Raw genomic sequence first — 21,738 nt, 5'->3', positions numbered from 1 at the left:
AGAAAAACCGGTCATGTGGTGACCGGTATAGGTTCCTACGTTGGTGACATGAATCCAGCAATGAACCGCACCGACTTCCCCGAGCCCACCCTGATCGCCGTCGACGGCGTGGAACTGGAGGTCTACGAAGCAGGCAGGCAGAACACCGGAAGGCCCATCGTGCTCTGCCACGGCTGGCCGGATCTCGCCTTCACGTGGCGTCATCAGGTGCCCGCCCTCGTCGCTGCCGGCTATCACGTCATCGCCCCCAACCAGCGCGGCTACGGCAACTCCTCGCGCCCGACCGATGTCACCGCCTACGACATCGCACACCTGGCGGGCGATCTCGTCGCTCTCCTCGACCACTACGGCTACGAGGACGCGACCTTCATCGGCCACGACTGGGGCGCGATGGTCGTGTGGAGCCTCGCCCTGCTGCATCCGCAACGCGTGAACAAGGTGATCTGCCTGAGCCTGCCGTATCCCGTGCGCGGAGAGGTGCCCTGGATCGAATCGATGGAGGCGGTGCTCGGCAGCGACTACTACTTCGTCCACTTCAACCGGAAGCCAGGTGTCGCCGACGCCGTGTTCGACGAGAACCCGGCACAGTTCCTCCGCAACCTGTACCGCAAGAACGAGCCTCCCCAGGAGCCCCGACCGGGGATGGTGATGATCGACCTCGCGCGAGCCGAGACTCCCCTCGGCGAGCCCCTGATGAGCGAGAGCGACCTGGACGTCTACGTCTGCGCCTTCGAGAAGTCCGGGTTCACCGGCGGCATCAACTGGTACCGGAACATGGACCGCGACTGGCACCTGCTCGCCGACGTCGACCCGATCGTCCACCAGCCCGCTCTCATGATCTACGGCGACCGCGACGCCGTGACCCGGGCCGACAACCTCGCGGCGTTCGTCCCCGACGTCGACGAGATCCACCTCGACAGCGGACACTGGATCCAGCAGGAGAAGCCCGAAGAGACGAACCGGGCGATCCTGAAGTGGCTGGAACGACAGGATGCGCGCGCTTCGGCGAAGGCGCCACGCGCCGTCTAGGCCGAGAGCCGAGTCCGTGCCGCTGCAACTGCGGAGGTGTCGTACCGGTCGAGCGCGACCGCGGCGACATGGTGGTGCGCGCCGATCGTCTCGGCGAAGACGACGTCGGGATCGGCGTCCAGCGCCGCCGCGCAGAGGCGGTCGGTGAGGCGTCCCGGCGCCAGGAACCACGGTGCGATCACGATGCGCTCGACCCCTCGCGTGCGCAGCAATGAAACCGCCTGTGCGACGGTCGGTTCGGCGGAAGTTGCGAAGCAGACGGTCGTTCCCGCCCAACGTGTGCCCTCGGCGAGCACGGCGCCCAGCGTGCGGGTGCGCTCGTTCGCGCGGGGATCGGACGACCCGACCGCGGCGAGGACGACGCCGCTCCGCGCGTCGTCGCCGGCAACACCGGTCTCCGCGATCCGCTCCCGGACCGCGGAGACGAGGCGGCGGTCGTGGCCCAGGACGTCCGACTGGACGAGCGTCAGCTGAGGGTGCCGCGCGCGGGCGGCGGTGAGGATGCCGGGCAGATCCACTCGGGCATGGAAGGCACTGCCGAGCAGCAGCGGTACCACGACCGCAGTGGAATGACCTTCCGCAGCAACAGCGTCGACGACCTGATCCACGGACGGTGCAGTCAGGTCGAGGAAGCACAGCCGCACGTCGAGGTCCGGTCGGCGGGCGCGGATCGCCGCCACGGCAGCCGTGACCACCCGAGCGGATCGGGGATCACGGCTGCCGTGCGCGACGGCGATCAGCGGCGGTGTCACGGCGTCAGACCCGCTCACCGAGTTCGACGGCCGCGATGGCGTCGCCGACGAGACCGGCCGCGAGCGTGTTGCCGCCGGCGGGGTCGATCAGCAGGAAGCTGCCGGTGTGGCGGTTGACGGTGTAGTCGTCGGCCACGATCGGCTCGGCGACCCGCACCGAGATCTTGCCGATCTCGTTGAGCTCGAGGGTCTCCGGGCTCTGCTCGGACGTCAGTTCCTGCTCGTCGAGGCGCTCGACGAGCGCGCCGACGATGGCCTGCGTGGTGCGGGTGCCGTGCTTGAGCAGTAGGCGCGCGCCCGGGCGCAGCGGCTTCTCGGCCAGCCAGCACACCGTGGCGTCGAACTCGGCGATCGGCTCGGGGGCGTTCGTCGGCGCGGCGATGGTGTCGCCGCGCGAGACGTCGACGTCGTCGGCGAGCACCAGCGTGACACTGCGGCCCGCGTGGGCGACATCGAGTTCGCCGTCGGCGGTGTCGATGCGGTCGACCGTGGTCCGGGTACCGGACGGCAGGATCACCACCTCGTCACCGGGGACGACCGATCCGGCCGCGACCTGACCGGCGTAGCCGCGGTAGTCGGGGAACTCCGCGGTGCGCGGGCGGATCACGTACTGCACCGGGAAGCGCAGGCCAATCGATCCTTGGCTGTCCTTGTCCTCGTCCACCGGCACCGACTCGAGGTGCTCGATCAGCGTCGGGCCGTCGTAGTACGGCGTGTTCTCCGACGCCACCGCGACGTTGTCGCCGTGCAGCGCCGACACCGGGATGGCGTGCACGTCGGCGTCGTCCCAGCCCAACGAGCCGGTCAGCGACCGGAACTCGGCCGAGATGTCGGCGAACACCTGGGCCGGATCCTCGACGAGGTCGATCTTGTTGACCGCCAGCACCAGTCGCGGCACACCGAGCAGCGCGAGGACCGCGGCGTGCTTGCGGGTCTGCGAGATGACGCCCTTGCGCGCGTCGACCAGCAGGATCACCAGCTGCGCGGTGGAGGCGCCCGAGACGGTGTTGCGGGTGTACTGCACGTGACCCGGGGTGTCGGCGAGCACGAACGAGCGGCGCGGGGTCGCGAAGTAGCGGTACGCGACGTCGATCGTGATGCCCTGCTCGCGTTCGGCGCGCAGGCCGTCGACGAGCAGCGACAGGTCGGGGGTGGACAGGCCCTTGTCGACCGACGCGCGGGTGACCGCGTCGATCTGGTCGGCCAGAACGGATTTGGTGTCGTACAGCAGCCGGCCCACGAGCGTGGACTTGCCGTCGTCGACGCTGCCGGCCGTAGCCAGGCGCAACAGGTCGCTCATGATCAGAAGTAGCCCTCTCGCTTGCGGTCTTCCATGGCCGCTTCGGAAACTCGGTCGTCGCCGCGGGTGGCGCCGCGCTCGGTCAGCCGGGACGCGGCGACCTCGTCCAGGATGGCCTCGTTGTCGGCGGCGTCGGACAGGATCGCGCCCGTGGTGGAGCCGTCGCCGACGGTGCGGTAGCGCACTGACCGGACCTCGAGCTCCTCGCCGTCGGCCGGGCCGCCCCACACGCCCGGCGTCATCCACATGCCGTCGCGCCGGTAGACCGGACGCTGGTGCGCGTAGTAGATGCTGGCGAGTTCGACGTTGTCGCGGGCGATGTAGCGCCAGATGTCGAGCTCGGTGAAGTTGCTCAGCGGGAACACACGCACGTGCTCGCCCGGCGCGTGCCGGCCGTTGTACAGGTTCCACAGCTCGGGGCGCTGGCGCTTGGGGTCCCACTGTCCGAAGGCGTTGCGCAGCGAGAAGATCCGCTCCTTGGCGCGCGAGCGCTCCTCGTCGCGGCGGCCGCCGCCGAACACCGCGTCGAAGCGGTTCTCGGTGATCGCGTCCAGCAGCGGAACGGTCTGCAGCGGGTTGCGGATGCCGTCGGGACGCTCGGTCAGTCGACCGTCGGCGAGGTAGTCCTCGACCTTGGCGACGTGCAGGCGCAGGTCGTACTTCGCGACGACGTGGTCGCGGAAGTCGAGCACCTCCTGCAGGTTGTGGCCGGTGTCGACGTGCAGCAGAGCGAACGGCAGCGGCGCGGGCCAGAATGCCTTGATCGCCAGGTGCAGCAGCACCGTCGAGTCCTTGCCGCCCGAGAACAGGATCACGGGCCGCTCGAACTCGCCGGCCACCTCACGGAAGACGTGGATGGCCTCGGACTCGAGCGCATCGAGGGTGTCGAACTTGGTGCCGTCGAGCTGAAGTCGCGGCTCGGTGATGTCGATTGTCATGACGCGTGCAACCCGCATTCTGTCTTGGCCGATCCGGCCCACCGACCGCTACGCGGATCGGCGCCGGGGAGTGGTTTGACGGTGCATGGAGCGCACCCGATGGACGGATATCCCTCGTCGACGAGCGGATTCACCAGGATCGAATGCTCGTCGATGTACGCCTGCATGTCGTCGTCGGACCATGCGGCGATGGGATTGATCTTCACGAGACCGAACGCCTCGTCGAACGAGATGAGCGGGGCGTTCGCCCGGGTGGGGGCCTCGACCCGGCGGATGCCGGTGACCCACGCCCGGTAGTTCTTCAGCGTCGCCTTCAGCGGGGCCACCTTGCGCAGCGCGCAGCAGCGGTTGGGCTCGCGGGCAAACAGGTTCTTACCCTCGGCCGCGTCCTGCTCGGCGACGGAAGCCTCGGCCTGCGCGTTGATGACGTTGACCCCGTACACCTGCTCCACCGCGTCACGGGTGCCGATGGTCTCGGGGAAGTGGTATCCCGTCTCCAGGAACAGCACGTCCACACCGGGATGTACCTGCGCGGCAAGGTGAACCAGAACGCCGTCCTGCATGTTCGACGCCACGATATAGCTGGAGCCGAAGGTGTCCTCGGTCCACTGCAGCAACTCCTGGGCGGACGCGCCCTCGAGGTCCGCCGCGCCCTGCGCGGCGATCGCCCGCAGGTCGTCCGTCGTTGCCGTCGTCAGATCAACTGTCATCGCAAATCCCCCTCGTCTGCTCGAACTGCCCACTGTGCGAATCGTTCACCCTCGGTGCGGTGCTTCACGAAGTTCCGCACCACCCGGTCGATGTAGTCGCCGAGCTCGGCACTGGTCACCTTGTGCTGCCGAAGCTTTCGGCCGAAGCCGCTGTCGAGGCCGAGGCTGCCGCCCAGGTGCACCTGGAAGCCCTCGACCTGGTTGCCCTCACCGTCGTCGACCAACTGGCCCTTGAACCCGATGTCTGCGATCTGGGACCGGCCGCACGAGTTGGGGCAGCCGTTGATGTTGATCGTGATCGGCACGTCGAGCTGCGCGTTGATGTCCGCGAGGCGCTCCTCGAGCTCGGGTGCGAGCACCTGTGAGCGCTTGCGGGTCTCGACGAACGACAGCTTGCAGAACTCGATACCACTGCACGCCAGCAGATTCCGGCGCCAGTGCGACGGCCGTGCCTGCAGGCCGAGCGGCTCGAGCTCGGCGATGAGCTCCTCGACCTTGTCGTCGGCCACGTCGAGCACGATCAGCTTCTGGTACGGCGTGAACCGGACCCGGTCGGAACCGATCCGCGCCACCGCGTCGGCGACCTTGGTCAGGATGGTGCCCGACACTCGGCCGGCGATGGGGGAGAACCCGATCGCGTTGAGGCCGTTGCGCAGCCGCTGGACACCGATGTGGTCGATCGGCCGCTGCGGCTGCTCCGGGGCGGGGCCGTCGATGAGCTTGCGCTTGAGGTACTCGGTTTCGAGGACTTCCCGGAACTTCTCGATGCCCCAGTCCTTGATCAGGAACTTCAGGCGCGCCTTCGCGCGCAGGCGGCGGTAACCGTAGTCGCGGAAGATGGCGACCACGGCCTCCCACACGTCCGGGACCTCGTCGAGCGGCACCCACACGCCGACGCGCTGCGCCAGCATCGGATTGGTCGACAGACCGCCGCCGACCCACAGGTCCAGACCCGGGCCGTGCTCGGGATGGTTCACGCCGACGAACGCGACGTCGTTGATCTCGTGGACCACGTCCTGCTGGCCGGAGATCGCCGTCTTGAACTTGCGCGGCAGGTTCGAGTACTCCGGATCGCCGATGTAGCGGCGGACGATCTCGTCGATCGCCGGCGTCGGGTCCAGGATCTCGTCGAGCGACTCGCCGGCCAGCGGGGAGCCCAGCACGACACGGGGGCAGTCGCCGCACGCCTCGGTGGTCTTCAGGCCGACCGCTTCGAGGCGCTTCCAGATCTCGGGGACGTTCTCGATCTCGATCCAGTGGTACTGGACGTTCTCGCGGTCGGACAGGTCGGCGGTGTCCCGGGCGAACTCGGTGGAGAGTTCACCGATGGTGCGCAGCTGTGCGACGTTCAGGGCGCCGGCGTCGCAGCGCACCCGCATCATGAAGTACTTCGCCTCGAGCAGGTCGATGTTCTCGTCGCCGGTGAAGGTGCCGTCGTAGCCCTCTTCACGCTGCGTGTAGAGGCCCCACCACCGCATCCGCCCGCGCAGGTCGGCCTTGTCGATGCTGTCGAAACCCTGCTTCGAGTAGATGTTCTCGATGCGGGCCCGGACGTTGAGCGGGTTGTCGTCCTTCTTGATCTGCTCGTTCGCGTTGAGCGGCTCGCGGTAGCCGAGGGCCCACTGGCCTTCGGACACCCGCTTCTTGGGGCGGGCGGTGCGAGCCTTCGCGACCGATTCGGCGTCGGTGGTCGACGTCATGGGTGCTCCTGAATTTCGTGAATCTCACGGTGCACCGGGCGAAGACAGGGAGAGGAGGGCTGTTCCTCGCGGGGTCGTCTTCGGCCGGCCGGGATTAGCGGGCTGAAAGGGGGGAGACGAACGCAGGCGAGCGCCGACAGCCCTCAGGGCTGGAGAACGCCGTGCTGCTCTACACGCCGCAAGGCAGACAACAACAGCTGCAGACACGCTTGAGGTCGACGTGGCGTCGCGCCACCAGTCGCACCCCGAGATCAGTCATGGGAGCCATTCTGCCACGGGATTTCCCGTATGCCGACCACTGGGGAGATATTTCCCCGAAAATCTCGGGAAATATCCTGATCGGACGGGGGATCGTGGCGCGAAACGGGATGACTGGGACACTGGACGTGTGAGTGGATCCGCCGTCTCGACCCCTGCCGTCGTCCCGACCCCCTTCGAACTTCCCGACCGGGCGCTGGCGGGAGTGGGGTCGCGGCCGTTCGGCGTCTACGTCCACGTCCCGTTCTGCGCGACGCGGTGCGGCTACTGCGACTTCAACACCTACACGGCGGGCGAGTTGGGAACGTCCGCCTCACCGCAGTCCTGGCTCGAGGCGCTGAAGCGGGAGCTGGCTACCGCTGCCGAGATGACGGGCGCGCCGTCGGTCGACACCGTGTTCGTCGGGGGCGGCACGCCGTCGCTGCTGGGCGGGGACGGACTCGCGGAGGTGCTCGGTGCGGTGCGGCAGAGTTTCGGGCTCGCCGACGACGCCGAGGTGACCACGGAGTCCAACCCGGAGTCCACGTCGCCGGAGTTCTTCGCGGCGCTGCGCGAGGCGGGATTCACCCGGATCTCGCTCGGCATGCAGTCCGCCGCCGAACACGTCCTGAAGGTTCTCGATCGAACCCACACGCCCGGTCGCGCCGTGGCCGCCGCCCGCGAGGCCCGCGCCGCCGGTTTCGACCACGTCAACCTGGACCTGATCTACGGCACGCCCGGCGAGACCGACGCCGATCTCGACAAGTCGCTCGACGCCGTGCTGAACGCGGGCGTCGACCACGTGTCCGCCTACGCGCTGATCGTCGAGGACGGCACCGCGCTGGCCCGCAAGGTGCGGCGCGGCGAACTGCCGGCACCGGACGACGACGTCCTCGCCTCCCGCTACGAGCGCATCGACGCGCGCCTCGCCGACGCCGGGCTGACCTGGTACGAGGTGTCGAACTGGGCCGCGAACGGCGACGGGCGCGGGGCGAGCGGAGCGACGGGGGATGCGCGCTGCCGTCACAACCTCGGCTACTGGGACGGTGGCGACTGGTGGGGTGCCGGACCGGGCGCGCACAGCCATGTCGGCGGGGTGCGGTGGTGGAACGTCAAGCACCCGGCGCGGTACGCGGACCGGTTGACCGCCGGTGAACTCCCGGTCGGCGGGTCCGAAACGCTCACCGCCGAGGACGTCCACGTCGAACGGGTCATGCTGACGGTGCGCCTGCGTACGGGGCTGCCGCTGTCGGATCTGCACGACAGCGAACGCGCCGCCGCCGAGCGCGTCGTCGAGGACGGTCTCGCGGTGATCGAGGCCGACCACCTCGTGCTGACCGATCGTGGGCGGCTGCTCGCCGACGCCGTCGTCCGGGACATCCTCGACTGAGGTCAGTCGGCTGCGGCACCCGAGTCGTAGTCGTAGACCCGCGCGTGCAGCACGACGCGGTTGCGCAGCGCGGATCGGACGGCGTGGTGCACGCCGTCCTCGAGGTAGATCACGCCCTGCCACAACACCGCGTGTGGGAACAGGTCGCCGTAGAAGGTGGAATCCTCGGAGAGCAGGCGGTCGAGCTCGAGGACCTTTGTGGTGGTCACGATCTCGTCCAGACGCACCTGACGCGGCGGGATCTGCGACCAGTCCCGCAAAGACAACCCGTGGTCCGGGTACGGCTTGCCGTCCCGGACACCCTTGAAGATCATTCTGTGTTCCGCCTGGTTCCTCGTCGCTGGCCGGGCCCGCACGCCGACCCGGCGACAACCCTAAGGCCTGACCGGGTTGTCGGGCTCGTACCGAATGCCCGGCGCGGCCTGCGCCGTTCGTGATCGCACCGGCCATTAGACTGGGTATCGAGGTGGGCGCTGCACACGGGGCGTGCGTTCCCGGGGGAGACAGCATCCTGGTCTCGTGGCGAAGTGGAGGTGTACAGCGGTGTCGACTACGGACGAACGACGGTTCGAGGTTCTCCGCGCGATCGTCGCCGACTACGTCGCCACGCAGGAGCCGATCGGGTCGAAGGCGCTGGTCGAACGCCATAATCTCGGCGTCTCCAGCGCCACGATCCGCAACGACATGGCCGTCCTCGAGGCGGAGGGCTACATCACTCAGCCCCACACCAGTTCCGGGCGCGTGCCCACGGACAAGGGGTACCGGCAGTTCGTGGACCGGATCTCCGACGTCAAGCCGCTCTCCGCGGCCGAGCGCCGCGCGATCCTCGAATTCCTCGAGTCGGGTGTCGACCTGGACGACGTCCTGCGGCGCGGCGTTCGGTTGCTGGCCCAGCTGACGCGGCAGGTCGCGATCGTGCAGTACCCGACGCTGTCGGCGTCGTCGGTGCGTCATCTCGAGGTGGTCGCGCTCACACCGGCCCGCCTGCTGCTCGTGCTGATCACGGACTCCGGGCGCGTCGATCAGCGCATCGTCGAGCTCGGTGACGTGATCGACGACGAGGATCTGTCCCGGTTGCGGTCTCTGCTAGGTGGCGCGCTCGAGGGCAAACGGCTCGCGGCGGCGTCGATCGCGGTCTCCGAACTGGCCGAGGACGCGCCGGAGAGCATCCGCGACGCGGTCGTCCGCTCGGCGACGGTGCTGGTCGAGACGCTCGTCGAGCATCCCGAGGATCGGCTGGTCCTCGGCGGCACCGCGAACCTCACCCGCAACGCCGCCGACTTCGCCGCGCAGGCCGGACTGCCTGGCTCGCTGCGCTCGGTTCTCGAGGCGCTGGAGGAGCAGGTGGTGGTCCTCAAGCTGCTCGCGGCCACGCAGGATGCCGGCCGGGTGACGGTGCGGATCGGTGAGGAGACTCAGGTCGAGGAGATGCGCGGGACGTCGGTGATCTCCACCGGCTACGGCGCCGCGGGTACCGTGTTCGGCGGTGTCGGGGTCCTCGGTCCCACCCGGATGGACTATCCGGGAACAATTGCCTCGGTGGCTGCCGTTGCCAGGTACATCGGCGAGGTACTCGCCGAGCGGTAGCGTGCGGTCCGGCGACCCCCGGGCCGGAGGCGGTCTCGGTGGCGCCCACCGTGTGATGCGAACGATGTAGAGAAGGACGAGATACCCAAAGTGGCACGGGATTACTACGGCACGCTCGGCGTCGGGCCGAAGGCGACCGATCAGGAGATCAAGCGGGCATACCGGAAGCTCGCCCGCGAGCTGCACCCGGACGTCAACCCCGACGAGTCGGCGCAGGCCCGGTTCCGGGAGGTCTCCACGGCGTACGAGGTGCTGTCCGATCCCGAGAAGCGGCGCATCGTCGATCTCGGTGGCGATCCGATGGAGTCCGGCGGCGGCGCCGGCGGCGGCTTCGCGGGCGCCGGTTTCGGTGGCCTCGGTGACGTCTTCGAGGCGTTCTTCGGCGGCGGTGGCGGCGGCTCGCGCGGCCCGAAGGGTCGGGTCCAGCCGGGCGCCGATTCGCTGCTGCGGACCAAGCTCACGCTCGAAGAGTGCGCGACCGGCGTCACCAAGACCATCACGGTCGACACCGCGATCCTGTGCGACGGCTGCGCCGGCGCGGGCACCCACGGGGACTCCAAGCCGATGCGCTGCGAGACCTGTGGCGGCGCCGGCGAGGTCCAGTCGGTGCAGCGTTCGTTCCTCGGCCAGGTCATGACGTCGCGCCCGTGTCCCACGTGCCGTGGTGCCGGCGAGACGATCCCCGACCCCTGCCACAAGTGCGGTGGAGACGGCCGCGTGCGCGCCCGCCGCGACATCAACGTCAAGGTGCCCGCGGGTGTCAGCAACGGCATGCGGATCCGGCTCGCCGCGCAGGGCGAGGTCGGCCCGGGCGGTGGCCCGGCCGGCGACCTGTACGTCGAGGTGATGGAGCTGCCGCACGAGGTCTTCGTCCGCGACGGCGACGATCTGCACTGCACGATCCGGGTGCCGATGGTGGACGCCGCGCTCGGCACCACCGTCACCCTCGACACGATCATCGACGGCCCCACCGAGATCACCGTCGACCCCGGCACACAGCCCGGTTCGGTGTCCCTGCTCCGCGGACACGGCATGCCGAAGCTGCGCTCGGGCGTCCGCGGCGATGTGCACGCGCACCTCGAGGTGGTCATCCCCACCCGACTCGACGGCAAGCAGAGCAAGCTGCTGCAGGAGTTCAAGAACCATCGCGACCGCGACCACGCCGAGGTCGTCTCGACGCGTTCGCAGAACAGCGGGGGCCTGTTCTCCCGCCTGCGCGACGCGTTCAGCGGCCGCTGACGGGCGCCGGGCGCACTGATGGCCGCGACCGTCTTCTATCTGGATCCGCTGCCCGACGTCGGGCAGCCTGCGGTGCTCGACGGGCCCGAAGGGCGGCACGCCGCCACGGTGCGCCGCATCAAGCCCGGTGAGCGTCTGCTGCTGGCCGACGGTCGCGGCGGTATCGCCGACGCGACGGTCACCGCGGCCGCGAAGGACCGGCTCGACCTCGAGGTCACGGCCCGCCGCGACCAGCAGCCCCCGACACCGTCCGTGACGCTGGTGCAGGCGCTGCCCAAGGCCGAGCGCTCCGAACTGGCCGTCGAACTCGCGACCGAGGCCGGGGTCGACGCGGTGGTGCCGTGGCAGTCGGCGCGGTGCGTCGCCCGGTGGGAGGGCGCCAAGACCCAGAAGGGCGTCACGCGCTGGCGCAACGCCGCGATCGCGGCGGCCAAGCAGTCCCGGCGCTCGTTCGTGCCCGACGTCGCCGACCTGCACCACACCCCACAGGTGCTCGACCTGGTCCGTGCCGTCGTCGGCCGCGGCGGCGTCGTCGCGGTGCTGCACGAGTCGGCGCAGGCCCCGCTGGCGTCACTGCCGCTGCGCGACGCCCCTGAGGTGGCGCTCGTGGTCGGCCCGGAGGGGGGACTGTCCGACGACGAGGTCGCCGCCCTCACCGGCGCAGGCGCGACCGCCGTGCTGCTCGGGCCGACGGTGCTGCGGACGTCGACCGCGGCCGCGGTGGCGCTCGGTGCGATCGGTGTGCTCACCGACCGCTGGTCCGCCGCGCCCCTCGACTGACACAGGAGAGATCCCGATGCCCAGAACCCGCATCGAATACGGTCCCGAAGCCCAGCAGTTCGGGCACTTCTACGCGCCGGAAGGTCATGCGGGCGAGCCTGTTCCGGTCGTCATGGTGATTCACGGCGGCTACTGGAGCGGGAAGTACCACCTCAACCTCGGGACGTCGTTCTCGGTCGAACTGTCGCGCAGCGGGGTCGCGGTGTGGAACGTCGAGTATCGGCGTATCGGCGCGGGTGGGCGCTGGCCCGAGATGTCGGCGGACGTCGTCGCGGCACTCGTGGCCATCGCCGGGCCGGTCGCCGACGCGTCGCCGGTGCCGCTCGACCTGGACCGGGTGCGCGTGGTCGGGCACTCGGCGGGCGGCCAGCTCGCGGTGTGGCTTGCCGGACAACGGGATACGACGGTCCGTCCCGAGCTGGTGGTCTCGCAGGCCGGTGCGCTGGACATGGCGTCGGCCGCCGAGCGAGGGCGCCGGATCAGCTACATCGAGGACCTGTTCGGTGTCCCGTTCGAAAGCGATCCGGACCTGTACCGCTCGGCGTCGCCACAGCATCGGGTGCCGATCGGCGTGCCGGTGGTGTGCCTGCACGGCACCGAGGACGCGCAGGTGCCCGCGAAGGTCGCGTCCCGGTACTGCGACGCGGCCCGGGCCGCCGGGGATCCGGTGGAGCTGAACCTGATCGAGGGCGAGGACCACTTCGCCTTCCTGGACCCGAACACGCGCAGTTGGAAACTCTCCCGCGAGGTGCTGGTCGCCGGTCAGTCCTGACCGGGTCGGCGGGCGGGTAGCACGACCGCCACCACCACCGCGCCGATCGCGAGGGCCAGGCCACCTACCAGGCTGGCGCGCTCGATCGCGTCGGCGAACGCGACGGTGGCCGCGTCCATCAGGGGTCGGGCCTGGGATGCGCCGAAGGGGTTCTTCGCCAACTCCTCGGCGACGATCGCGGCGCCGCCGACGGACTCGCCCGACGCCTGCAGCCCCTGCGCCACCAGGTCGGCCTGTGGGCCGGTCAGCTTCGGGATCGGGATCGCCGCGAGGAACCCGGTGATGCCGTCCTTGTAGGCGGACGCGAGGACCGACCCGAGGATGGCGATCCCGAGCGAGCCGCCGAGTTCGATAGCGGTGTCGTTGAGCCCGCCGGCAGCACCCAGATCTTTCTCCGGGAAGCTGCCCATGATCACGTCGGTGGCGGGAGAGACCGCCAGGCCGATGCCGACTCCGACGAGCAGGAGCGTGGGCACGAAGTCGAGGTAGGTCGAGGCGCCGTCGACGCGGACGAGCAGCAGGATGCCCGTCGCTGCCACGAGCATGCCGCCGGCCACGATCGCGCGCGTGCCGATGCGTGGCGCGAGACGGGCGCTGGCTGCCGCGCCGACCGACACCGCGACAGCGAGAGGCAGCAGGCGGACGCCGGTGTCGAGGGGGCCGAACCCCAGCACGAACTGGAACTGCTGGGCGATGAAGAACATCGAGCCGAACGCCGCGAGGAACATGAGCATCACCGCCAGCGATGCACCGCCCACGGTGCGCTCACCGAGCTTGCGCACATTCAGCAGCGGCTGCGGATGACGCAGTTCCCACGCTACGAACAGGACCAGACCGATTACTGATACGGCCGCGGCCGTCAGTGCGCTCGCGCCCCAACCGAAGTGGAACCCGTCGATGATCGCGAAGACGAGGCACCCGATCGTGACGACCGACAGCAGCCCGCCGAGCCAGTCGATACGACCGAGCCCGTGTGCTTTCGACGGCGGCACGAGCACGAGTGCGGCCACGATCGCGAACGCCGCGATCGGCACATTGATGAGGAACGTCGATTGCCACGAGTGGCCCTCGAGCAGCCACCCGGCAAGCAGCGGACCGAGGGCGATCGCAAGGCCCGAGGTGGCCGCCCACGCGGCGATCGCGCGGGCCCGTTCGGCGGCGGGGAAGGTGGCGACCAGCAGCGACAATGTCGCGGGCATGATGATCGCAGCGCCGACGCCCATGATCATGCGAGCCACGATCACCGAGGTCGTGCTGTCGGCGAAGCTGCCGAACACGGCGCCGCCACCGAAGACGAGCAGGCCGGTGAACAGCGCGCCGCGGCGGCTGTACTTGTCGCCGAGAACGCCGAACAGCAGCATCAGCGCCGCATACGGCACGGTGTAGCCATCGATGACCCACTGCAGGTCCGAACTGGTCAGATGCAGATCGCGAGTCATGTCGGGGGCGGCCACGATGAGCGCGGTGTTCGCCATGACGACGATCAGCAGGCTCAGGCACAGCACACCGAGGGCCGCCCACCGGCGCGAGTAGGGCCGGTCCATCTGGTCGACGGGCGTGCTGGCAACGCCCGGTAGTTGCGACAGCGTCACGGTCATCGTTGCCCGCCCCTCGCACGTCTCGGTCGGATCACATCGGTATTTCACATCGATGTGCAAGTTAGTTTTCTGCACACCAGTGTGCAAGTAGTGCATGACGCAGATCACAAACCGTGCTCGGGGCAGGATGTAGCGGTGACTCCCGTGCCCGCTCCTCGACTCCGCGCTCACGCACGCGCGAACCGTGCCCGCATTCTCGAGGCGGCAATCGCGGCGTTCGCCGCCGATCCGGACGCGAGCATGGACGACGTGGCGCGGGCTGCCGGTGTGGTGCGGCGGACCGTCTACTCGCACTTCCCGAACCGCGATGCCCTGATCGAGGGGCTCGTCGCGGAGGCGTCGACCGCGATCGCGGAGTCCCTGGCCTCCGGGCCGCCGGCGCCCGACGAACCCGACCTCGGGGTGGCCGTCCTGGCGCTGCGCACGTGGCCGATCGGCGACCGGTTCCGGATCCTGCTCTCGTTCGCTCGGCGTGAACTGGGAGAGGAGCGGATCCACGATCTGCTCGAGCCGCTGCGGGCCACGAGCGTCGACAACGTCGAGCGTGGGCAACGCGAGGGTGTCTTCTCCGACTACCTACCCGCCGACCTGCTCGTGGCGATGTACGAGGGCATGACCTTGACGCTGCTCGAGCATGCGAACCGGGGAACGATCGTCGACCGCGGCGAGACGTTCGCCACGGCCGGTCTGGTTCTGCTCGGACTCCCGCCCGAGCGGGCGGCGGACGTGGTGGAGCGGGCCGCGCGCTGGCTGGCCGATTCCGGCGAACCGGACAAGGCGCCGGCGGGGTAACTCGGTGGGCCGTGTCGCCGTCGGGCGCTAGACTTTGGGCACACGCGGCAACCCGTCGCGGATACGTCGGACCTGGAAGTAGGCCATAGCCCTCACGTGAGTGAACAAGTCGAGAACGGCTCGCCGCGCTACAGCGGCGCCCCGCAGGATCCCGCGCAACCGGCCGAGCGCACCGTACGCTCGAGCATGGAACTCCCTCCCGAGGTGGTGCCGCCCCTGCTCGGGTCCTCGGACGAAAATCTGACCGCTCTCGAACGGGTCCTCGACGCCGACATCCATGTGCGCGGGAACGCCGTCACGCTGACGGGTACTCCCGCGGACGTCGCGCTGGCCGAGCGTGTCTTCGAGCAGCTCGCCGCGCTGGTGCGCCGCAATCAGCCGATCAGTCCGGACGCGGTCCGGCGGACCGTGGGCATGCTCACCCAGGGGCTGTCGGAGTCCCCGGCCGACGTGCTCAGCCTCGACATCCTGTCCCGGCGCGGCAAGACGATCCGGCCCAAGACGCTCAACCAGAAGCGGTACGTCGACGCCATCGACGAGAACACGATCGTGTTCGGTGTCGGCCCGGCCGGCACCGGCAAGACGTACCTGGCGATGGCCAAGGCCGTGCAGGCGCTGCAGAGCAAGCAGGTGACGCGGATCATCCTCACCCGCCCGGCGGTCGAGGCGGGCGAGCGGCTCGGCTTCCTGCCCGGCACGCTCCACGAGAAGATCGACCCGTACCTGCGTCCGTTGCACGACGCGCTGCACGACATGATGGATCCGGAGGCGATCCCGAAGCTCATGCAGGCCGGCGTGATCGAGGTGGCCCCGCTCGCCTACATGCGCGGCCGCACGCTCAACGACGCATTCATCATCCTTGACGAGGCGCAGAACACCACGGCCGAGCAGATGAAGATGTTCCTGACCCGCCTGGGCTTCGGTTCCAAGATCGTCGTCACCGGTGACATCACCCAGGTCGACCTGCCCGGCGGAGCGCGCTCGGGTCTGCGTGCCGCCACCGAGATCCTCGACGACATCGACGGGATCCACTTCGCGATCCTCGACAGCAGCGACGTCGTGCGGCACCGTCTGGTCTCAGACATCGTCGACGCGTACGACCGGTTCGAGTCGTCACGCGCCGACGAATTGCCGCTCGGAAACCGCGCACAGCGGCGAGCGGTCCAGTCGCGTTCGCACCGGCGGTAGGGTTGTTCCCGCCCCACAACTTCCGCACGACAGCTTCCTTTGCCTGGCCACGAACCAGCGCGCGACCGACGAAAGAGCGACGTACATGAGCATCGAGATCTCCAACGAATCGGGGATGGAAGTCTCCGACGAGGACCTGATCAGCGTCGCCCGGTTCGTGATCGCCCGAATGGACGTGCACCCCGCGGCGGAACTGTCGATGGTGCTGGTGGACTCGGCGACCATGGCTGATCTGCACATGCGGTGGATGGACCTGCCCGGACCCACCGACGTCATGTCGTTCCCGATGGACGAGCTCGAGCCGGGCGGACGTCCCGACGCGCCGGAGCCCGGACCGTCGATGCTCGGCGACATCGTGCTGTGCCCGTCGTTCGCCGCCGATCAGGCGCAGAAGGCCGGCCATTCGCTCGACCACGAGCTGGCGCTGCTGACCGTCCACGGTGTCCTTCATCTCCTCGGCTACGACCATGCCGAGCCGGAGGAGGAGAAGGAGATGTTCGGCCTGCAGAACCAGCTGCTGGCGGACTGGTTCGAGGACCTGCGGCGCGCGGAGCGCGAGGCCGAGCTCGCGGCACGCGACCAGCGGCTGCTCGGCAAGACCGGGTTCGTCGACGGTGCCGAGCAGTGATACCCGGCGGACGGTGATCGGCCGGTGAGCGACGCCGTCGTCCTCATAGTTCTCGCCGTCGTCCTGGTGCCGCTGGGCGGCCTGTTCGCGGCCCTGGATTCGGCACTCAACACGCTCTCGCCGGCCCGGGTCGAGGAGCTGGCCAAGGACGAACGCCCCGGCGCGGCGCGTCTGGTGCGGATCGTCTCCGACCGTCCCCGCTACGTCAATCTCATGGTCCTGCTTCGGATCCTGTGCGAGATCGCGGCGGCCGTCCTGCTCGCCGGCGCGCTGATCGAGCTGATCGGCCCGGTGTGGGGTGTCGTCGTCACGATCGTGGTGATGGTGCTGGTCGACTACGTCGCGATCGGCGTCGGTCCCCGCACCCTCGGCCGCCAGCATGCGTACCCGATCGCGCTCGCGAGCGCGGTGCCGCTGGTCGCGCTCGGCGCCTTGCTCAGCCCGGTCAGCCGCCTGCTGATCCTGGTCGGCAACGCGCTCACCCCGGGCCGCGGTTTCCGTGCCGGGCCGTTCGCCTCCGAGATCGAGCTGCGCGAACTGGTGGATCTGGCGCAGGAGCGCGGCGTGGTGGCCGACGAGGAACGTCGCATGATCCAGTCGGTGTTCGAACTCGGCGACACGTCCGCCCGCGAGGTGATGGTCCCGCGCCCGGAGATGGTGTGGATCGAGTCCGACAAGACCGCCGGCCAGGCCACGTCGCTCGCGGTGCGCAGCGGGCACTCGCGCATCCCGGTGATCGGCGAGAACGTCGACGACGTGCTCGGCGTGGTCTACCTCAAGGACCTGGTGCAGCAGACCTACTACTCGTCCGACGGCGGTCGCAGCGTCAACGTGTCGCAGGTGATGCGCCCGGCGGTATTCGTACCAGACTCGAAGCCGCTCGACAGCCTGCTGTCGGAGATGCAGCGCGACCGCAACCACATGGCCGTCCTCGTCGACGAGTACGGCGGAATTGCCGGGCTGGTCACCATCGAGGACGTGATCGAGGAGATCGTGGGGGAGATCGCCGACGAGTACGACACCGACGAGACCCCGCCGGTCGAGGACCTCGGCGACGGCACCTACCGGGTCTCGGCGCGTCTGCCGGTCGAGGACCTGGGGGAGTTGTTCGACGTCGGGATCGACAACGACGAGGTCGAGACGGTCGGCGGATTGCTCGGCTACGAACTCGGACGCGTGCCGCTCCCGGGGTCGGAGGTCGTCACCGCGGGGCTGCGGCTGCGCGGCGAGGGCGGCGCCGACGTGCGCGGTCGCGTGCGGATCAGCACGGTGTACGTCGAGCGGGTGCTCGGCGCGGAGTCGGCGGGCGCCGGCGACACGAACGAAGACGGAAGCGTGAACTACGAGTGACAGCGAGCGTGAGCTAGAAATGACAGGGACCGACAACGAATTCCGTTCCGGCTTCGTCTGTTTCGTCGGACGACCCAACACGGGCAAGTCCACGCTGACGAACGCGCTGGTGGGCGAGAAGATCGCGATCACGTCGTCGCGACCGCAGACCACCCGGCACACGATCCGCGGCATCGTGCACCGCGATTTCGCCCAGCTGATCCTGGTCGACACCCCCGGTCTGCACCGGCCCCGCACGCTGCTCGGTCAGCGCCTCAACGACCTTGTGCGTGACACGTACTCCGAGGTCGACGTCATCTGCCTGTGCATCCCCGCGGACGAGAAGATCGGCCCCGGCGACCGGTGGATCCTCGACCAGGTGCGTCAGATGGCGCCCAAGACCAAGCTCGTCGGGCTCGTCACCAAGATCGACAAGGTGAGCAAGGACGCACTGGTCAGCCAGCTCATGGCGGTCTCCAAGCTCCTCGGCCCCGAGGCCGAGGTGATCCCGGTGTCCGCGGTCTCCGGCGAGCAGGTGGAGCTGCTGGTCAAGGTCCTGGCCGGCCTGATGGAGCCCGGCCCGGCGTTCTACCCGGACGGCGAGCTCACCGACGAGCCCGAGGAAACTCTGATGGCCGAGCTGATCCGCGAGGCCGCGCTCGAGGGGCTGGGCGACGAACTGCCGCACTCGCTGGCCGTGGTCATCGAGGAGATCCGCGAGCGCGAGGGCCGTACCGAGAAGCAGGGCGAGATGCTCGACGTCCACGCTCTCCTGTACGTCGAACGCCCCAGCCAGAAGGGCATCGTGATCGGCAAGGGTGGGGCCCGGCTGCGCGAGGTGGGCACCGTCGCGCGCAAGCAGATCGAGAAGCTGCTCGGCGTCAAGATCTTCCTGGATCTGCACGTCAAGGTCGCCAAGGACTGGCAGCGCGACCCGAAGCAGTTGGGCCGCTTGGGCTTCTAGGAGTTCGATACGCAGAACGGCACCGCGTTCCCGATGAGGAGTGCGGTGCCGTTCCCGTCTGATCACCTCGTCAGCGCTCGGCCGCCAGGTTGTCCTCCATCTCCTTCTCCCAGATCGCCGCGGCACGGGACGTATCGATCTCGAATTCGAACCGCCTGATCATGTCCTCGGAGACGTCCTCGACGTCGACGTAGAACTGCTCGTACCAGCGCCGCAGTTGGTAGACCGGGCCGTCCTCCTCGCAGAGGAGCGGGTTGTCGATCTTCGTCTTGTTCTTCCAGATGACGATGTCCTGTTCGAACGTCGCGATCGTGCCGTCGCCGAATCCCTTGGCCAGCGCGGCTGCTTGCTCGTCGGACATTCCCGCCATCTTCTTGACGATGATCCCGTATTGCAGGACGAACGAGTTCGATGTCACCGGGTAGTGGCAGTTGATCAGGACGGCCTCGAGCGGCTCATCGGCTCCGATGTCGGCGTGGAACTCGTCGATCATGTACGCGGGTCCGAAGTAGGAGGCGTCGGACTGTGTGACACTGTCGTCGCCGAAGTCCAAGGTGCGCTTGTCTTTTCGGGGGGTGAAGCTCATCGATTGTGATGCGATGTGCCCTTCGAAGACGTTCTTGAACGAGCGCGGGGTGTTGAAATGCACGTAGAAGAAGTGCGCCATGTCCACCACGTTGTCGACGAGTTCGCGACAGTGCGATCCCTCGACCAGTACGGAGTTCCACTGCCACGGTGTCCACTCGGGTGAACCGTGGCCCTCGATATCCGGAATCGTCACGTGGGCCGGCGGCGGGTTCCCCTGCGGATCGTGCCAGACGAACAGCTGGCCGTTGCGCTCGAGCGTCGACCACGAGCGCGTGCGTGCCAGCGGGGGCACACGGCGCGCGTAGGGGATGTCGGTGCACTTGCCGTTTCCGCCCCACCTCCAGTCGTGGAAGGGGCACGCGATCGAGTCGCCTTTGACGGTCCCGTGGGCCAGGTTGCCACCCATGTGTCGGCAGTATGCGTCGAGGACATTCAGTTCACCCTTGGTGTCGGCGAAAACGACCAGTTCACTCCCGAACACCTTGATTTGATGCGGTTTCCCGTCTTTGAATCGGTCGGCCAACCCCAGGCAGTGCCATCCTCGCGCAAATCGGGCCGGATTGCCCTCGGCCTCGATTGTTCGGACATCGCCTTCTGCGTAACTCATTGTGCCCATCCTCCTCGATGTGGAACCAAAGGTATCGATGACGGAATCACTCTGCTTGACCGAAATAGCGTGCGCTACAACATCTCCCAGCTCGCGGGAAGTCGGCGAGTGGAAGACGGTTTCCGCTCAGCTGAACACTTCTTTTTCGACATTCGCAATGCGAAGCGTCAATTGAGGCAAGTTTCTTCGAAAGGGTGAAACTCTTATTTCGTTTCCCGGTGGATGGGAGGAAATGTGGTGAAACAGGTTCTAGTGGAGCGAGATTGGGGCGGGCGGTGATCGCTGCCCGAAAATCAATGTCTGATGATCATCGAGGAAGAGGATGTCCATGAGTGCTTCCACTGAGCTGGATGAAATACGCATCATCGAACAGGGGGTTCCGCCCACCCGATTTGCGCGCGGGTGGCATTGCCTGGGCTTGGCTCGGGACTACAAGGACGGCAAGCCGCACTCCGTCGAGGCTTTCGGAACGAAGCTTGTCGTCTTTGCCGACAGCATGGGGGATATCAAGATCCTCGACGCATACTGCCGACACATGGGTGGCGATCTGAGCCAGGGCGTCATCAAGGGCGACGCGGTTGCGTGTCCGTTCCACGACTGGCGATGGGACGGTAACGGAAAATGTGCCGACATTCCCTATGCGCGTCGGGTGCCTCCGCTGGCTCGCACGCGGCGGTGGCTGGCGATGGAGAAGGACGAACTGATCTTCGTCTGGCACGACCCGGAGGGAAATCCGCCGGCCCCTGACGTCACGATCTCGGAGATTCGAACTCCGGATGCCGAATGGACCGAGTGGGAGTGGAAGGCGCTCGAGATCGACACGAATTGCCGCGAGATCATCGACAACGTCGTCGACATGGCGCACTTCTACTATGTGCACTACGGGATGCCGACCTACTTCAAGAACGTGTTCGAAGGGCACGTCGCGATCCAGGAACAACGCGGCGAAAGCCGTGAAGACGTCGTCAAGTGGGATGATCCGGAAATTCCCCGTTTGCTGGGAAATCGATCGGTCGCCGCCTATCACGGCCCGTCGTTCATGACAGACGATCTCGTGTACATCTACGACCGGTACGAGGTCGAGTCCATGTTGATCAACTGCCACTACCCGGTCGGTCCGGACAAGTTCGTTCTCATGTACGGCATTTCGATCAAGAAGACCGAGCAGGTCCCCGCCGAGATCGCCGAGCAACTGATGGAAGCGATGATCGGCTACATCGGCATCGGGTTCGAGCAGGACGCCGAGATCTGGAAGAACAAGACGCGGATCGAGAATCCGCTCCTGTGTGAAGAGGACGGGCCCGTCTACCAACTGCGCCGTTGGTACGAGCAGTTCTGCGTCGACGTCGCGGACGTCACCCCGGAGATGGTGCAACGCTCCGAATTCGAACTGGACACCAGCCGGCCGGTCGAGGCATGGAAGGCGGAAGTCGCCGCAAACCTCGCCCGGCAGGCCGGCGAGGAGGAGAGGGTCTAGCCATGCAGGCGCTCACGTGCGACCTCTGTCGCAATCGCGTACTCGTGGAGAAGAACAGTTGGCATCACACCAGCATCCAGTGGGCCGCGGGATCGAAGGAGGTGTGTGTCGAGTTGAGTAACGCCACGTCGCC

At 68.0% G+C, this 21,738-nt stretch carries 21 protein-coding genes; 12 read left to right on the top strand and 9 right to left on the bottom strand.

Annotated elements, in window-relative coordinates:
- Positions 1–48 precede the first annotated feature (48 nt).
- A complete protein-coding gene (locus ACQ5DX_RS13850; protein ID WP_430333167.1) occupies positions 49–1,029 on the top strand; it encodes an alpha/beta fold hydrolase in 981 nt (326 codons plus the stop codon).
- Here ACQ5DX_RS13850 and ACQ5DX_RS13845 read toward each other — a convergent pair.
- The 6 genes from ACQ5DX_RS13845 to ACQ5DX_RS13820 form a co-directional block, all read right to left on the bottom strand.
- Complete coding sequence (locus ACQ5DX_RS13845; RefSeq protein ID WP_430333166.1) at positions 1,026–1,799, bottom strand: sirohydrochlorin chelatase; 774 nt, start codon at positions 1,797–1,799, stop codon at positions 1,026–1,028. The two genes, ACQ5DX_RS13850 and ACQ5DX_RS13845, sit on opposite strands and share 4 nt — an antisense overlap.
- Positions 1,786–3,081: a sulfate adenylyltransferase subunit 1 gene (locus ACQ5DX_RS13840; RefSeq protein ID WP_430333165.1), complete on the bottom strand. Its 1,296-nt coding sequence runs from the start codon at positions 3,079–3,081 to the stop codon at positions 1,786–1,788. Before ACQ5DX_RS13840 ends, ACQ5DX_RS13845 begins: the two co-directional genes overlap by 14 nt.
- A 2-nt stretch (positions 3,082–3,083) precedes the next feature.
- A complete protein-coding gene (gene cysD, locus ACQ5DX_RS13835) occupies positions 3,084–4,019 on the bottom strand; it encodes a sulfate adenylyltransferase subunit CysD (RefSeq protein ID WP_430333164.1) in 936 nt (311 codons plus the stop codon).
- Complete coding sequence (locus tag ACQ5DX_RS13830) at positions 4,016–4,729, bottom strand: phosphoadenylyl-sulfate reductase (protein WP_430333163.1); 714 nt, start codon at positions 4,727–4,729, stop codon at positions 4,016–4,018. Before ACQ5DX_RS13830 ends, cysD begins: the two co-directional genes overlap by 4 nt.
- On the bottom strand, positions 4,726–6,429 hold the full coding sequence (locus ACQ5DX_RS13825) for a nitrite/sulfite reductase (protein ID WP_430333162.1): 1,704 nt from the start codon (positions 6,427–6,429) through the stop codon (positions 4,726–4,728). The genes ACQ5DX_RS13830 and ACQ5DX_RS13825 overlap by 4 nt, the downstream gene beginning before the upstream one ends.
- Positions 6,430–6,598: 169 nt before the next feature.
- Entirely contained in the window at positions 6,599–6,688 is a 90-nt protein-coding gene (locus ACQ5DX_RS13820; protein ID WP_425334508.1) for an Ms4527A family Cys-rich leader peptide, read from the bottom strand.
- Between the two features lie 129 nt (positions 6,689–6,817).
- Between ACQ5DX_RS13820 and hemW the strand changes: the two genes are divergently transcribed.
- Positions 6,818–8,056, top strand: coding sequence for a radical SAM family heme chaperone HemW (hemW, locus tag ACQ5DX_RS13815; protein WP_430333161.1), 1,239 nt, complete (start codon positions 6,818–6,820; stop codon positions 8,054–8,056).
- A 2-nt stretch (positions 8,057–8,058) separates the two neighbouring features.
- On the opposite strand, the gene ACQ5DX_RS13810 is transcribed toward hemW, so the two are convergent.
- Positions 8,059–8,370: a type II toxin-antitoxin system VapB family antitoxin gene (locus ACQ5DX_RS13810; RefSeq protein ID WP_430333160.1), complete on the bottom strand. Its 312-nt coding sequence runs from the start codon at positions 8,368–8,370 to the stop codon at positions 8,059–8,061.
- 229 nt (positions 8,371–8,599) lie between these two features.
- On the opposite strand from ACQ5DX_RS13810, the gene hrcA reads away from it, so the two are divergent.
- The 4 genes from hrcA (at position 8,600) to ACQ5DX_RS13790 (ending at position 12,434) form a co-directional block, all read left to right on the top strand.
- A complete protein-coding gene (gene hrcA, locus ACQ5DX_RS13805; protein ID WP_430333159.1) occupies positions 8,600–9,643 on the top strand; it encodes a heat-inducible transcriptional repressor HrcA in 1,044 nt (347 codons plus the stop codon).
- A 90-nt stretch (positions 9,644–9,733) separates the two neighbouring features.
- Positions 9,734–10,882, top strand: a complete 1,149-nt coding sequence (gene dnaJ / locus ACQ5DX_RS13800; RefSeq protein WP_430333158.1) for a molecular chaperone DnaJ — start codon at positions 9,734–9,736, stop codon at positions 10,880–10,882.
- 18 nt (positions 10,883–10,900) lie between these two features.
- A complete protein-coding gene (locus ACQ5DX_RS13795) occupies positions 10,901–11,662 on the top strand; it encodes a 16S rRNA (uracil(1498)-N(3))-methyltransferase (RefSeq protein ID WP_430333157.1) in 762 nt (253 codons plus the stop codon).
- Between the two features lie 16 nt (positions 11,663–11,678).
- A complete protein-coding gene (locus ACQ5DX_RS13790) occupies positions 11,679–12,434 on the top strand; it encodes an alpha/beta hydrolase family protein (RefSeq protein ID WP_430333156.1) in 756 nt (251 codons plus the stop codon).
- Here the strand turns inward: ACQ5DX_RS13790 and ACQ5DX_RS13785 are convergent.
- The gene (locus ACQ5DX_RS13785) at positions 12,425–14,032 is read right to left on the bottom strand and encodes an MFS transporter (protein ID WP_430333155.1); all 1,608 of its coding nucleotides are present in this window, start codon (positions 14,030–14,032) and stop codon (positions 12,425–12,427) included. The two genes, ACQ5DX_RS13790 and ACQ5DX_RS13785, sit on opposite strands and share 10 nt — an antisense overlap.
- A gap of 135 nt (positions 14,033–14,167) precedes the next feature.
- Here ACQ5DX_RS13785 and ACQ5DX_RS13780 point away from each other — a divergent pair, with 135 nt between their 5' ends.
- The 5 genes from ACQ5DX_RS13780 (at position 14,168) to era (ending at position 18,933) form a co-directional block, all read left to right on the top strand.
- On the top strand, positions 14,168–14,824 hold the full coding sequence (locus ACQ5DX_RS13780) for a TetR/AcrR family transcriptional regulator (RefSeq protein WP_430333154.1): 657 nt from the start codon (positions 14,168–14,170) through the stop codon (positions 14,822–14,824).
- 96 nt (positions 14,825–14,920) lie between these two features.
- Positions 14,921–16,012, top strand: a complete 1,092-nt coding sequence (locus ACQ5DX_RS13775; protein ID WP_430333153.1) for a PhoH family protein — start codon at positions 14,921–14,923, stop codon at positions 16,010–16,012.
- Between the two features lie 85 nt (positions 16,013–16,097).
- Entirely contained in the window at positions 16,098–16,640 is a 543-nt protein-coding gene (ybeY, locus tag ACQ5DX_RS13770; protein ID WP_430333152.1) for an rRNA maturation RNase YbeY, read from the top strand.
- 24 nt (positions 16,641–16,664) lie between these two features.
- The gene (locus tag ACQ5DX_RS13765; protein ID WP_430333151.1) at positions 16,665–17,990 is read left to right on the top strand and encodes a hemolysin family protein; all 1,326 of its coding nucleotides are present in this window, start codon (positions 16,665–16,667) and stop codon (positions 17,988–17,990) included.
- 19 nt (positions 17,991–18,009) lie between these two features.
- Complete coding sequence (gene era / locus ACQ5DX_RS13760) at positions 18,010–18,933, top strand: GTPase Era (protein WP_430333150.1); 924 nt, start codon at positions 18,010–18,012, stop codon at positions 18,931–18,933.
- 70 nt (positions 18,934–19,003) lie between these two features.
- On the opposite strand, the gene ACQ5DX_RS13755 is transcribed toward era, so the two are convergent.
- Positions 19,004–20,137, bottom strand: a complete 1,134-nt coding sequence (locus ACQ5DX_RS13755) for a Rieske 2Fe-2S domain-containing protein (RefSeq protein ID WP_430333149.1) — start codon at positions 20,135–20,137, stop codon at positions 19,004–19,006.
- A 313-nt stretch (positions 20,138–20,450) separates the two neighbouring features.
- Between ACQ5DX_RS13755 and ACQ5DX_RS13750 the strand changes: the two genes are divergently transcribed.
- The gene (locus tag ACQ5DX_RS13750) at positions 20,451–21,605 is read left to right on the top strand and encodes a Rieske 2Fe-2S domain-containing protein (protein ID WP_430333148.1); all 1,155 of its coding nucleotides are present in this window, start codon (positions 20,451–20,453) and stop codon (positions 21,603–21,605) included.
- The last annotated feature ends 133 nt before the right edge of the window (positions 21,606–21,738 follow it).

This window comes from Rhodococcus sp. ACT016, assembly GCF_050477185.1.
Classification (GTDB): Bacteria; Actinomycetota; Actinomycetes; order Mycobacteriales; family Mycobacteriaceae; genus Prescottella.
Note: the sequence above shows the minus strand (reverse complement) of the source record. Positions and strands in the feature narration are given on the sequence as shown.

Bases quoted from the DNA above. Each gene is read 5' to 3' on its own strand.
- ACQ5DX_RS13850 (WP_430333167.1), top strand. From the start codon at position 49: ATGAATCCAGCAATGAACCGCACCGACTTCCCCGAGCCCACCCTGATC.
- ACQ5DX_RS13810 (WP_430333160.1), bottom strand. From the start codon at position 8,370: ATGATCTTCAAGGGTGTCCGGGACGGCAAGCCGTACCCGGACCACGGG.
- ACQ5DX_RS13795 (WP_430333157.1), top strand. From the start codon at position 10,901: ATGGCCGCGACCGTCTTCTATCTGGATCCGCTGCCCGACGTCGGGCAG.
- ACQ5DX_RS13830 (WP_430333163.1), bottom strand. From the start codon at position 4,729: ATGACAGTTGATCTGACGACGGCAACGACGGACGACCTGCGGGCGATC.
- ACQ5DX_RS13820 (WP_425334508.1), bottom strand. From the start codon at position 6,688: ATGACTGATCTCGGGGTGCGACTGGTGGCGCGACGCCACGTCGACCTC.
- ACQ5DX_RS13785 (WP_430333155.1), bottom strand. From the start codon at position 14,032: ATGACCGTGACGCTGTCGCAACTACCGGGCGTTGCCAGCACGCCCGTC.
- ACQ5DX_RS13825 (WP_430333162.1), bottom strand. From the start codon at position 6,429: ATGACGTCGACCACCGACGCCGAATCGGTCGCGAAGGCTCGCACCGCC.
- ybeY (WP_430333152.1), top strand. From the start codon at position 16,098: ATGAGCATCGAGATCTCCAACGAATCGGGGATGGAAGTCTCCGACGAG.
- ACQ5DX_RS13790 (WP_430333156.1), top strand. From the start codon at position 11,679: ATGCCCAGAACCCGCATCGAATACGGTCCCGAAGCCCAGCAGTTCGGG.
- ACQ5DX_RS13755 (WP_430333149.1), bottom strand. From the start codon at position 20,137: ATGGGCACAATGAGTTACGCAGAAGGCGATGTCCGAACAATCGAGGCC.
- era (WP_430333150.1), top strand. From the start codon at position 18,010: ATGACAGGGACCGACAACGAATTCCGTTCCGGCTTCGTCTGTTTCGTC.
- cysD (WP_430333164.1), bottom strand. From the start codon at position 4,019: ATGACAATCGACATCACCGAGCCGCGACTTCAGCTCGACGGCACCAAG.
- ACQ5DX_RS13840 (WP_430333165.1), bottom strand. From the start codon at position 3,081: ATGAGCGACCTGTTGCGCCTGGCTACGGCCGGCAGCGTCGACGACGGC.
- ACQ5DX_RS13750 (WP_430333148.1), top strand. From the start codon at position 20,451: ATGTCCATGAGTGCTTCCACTGAGCTGGATGAAATACGCATCATCGAA.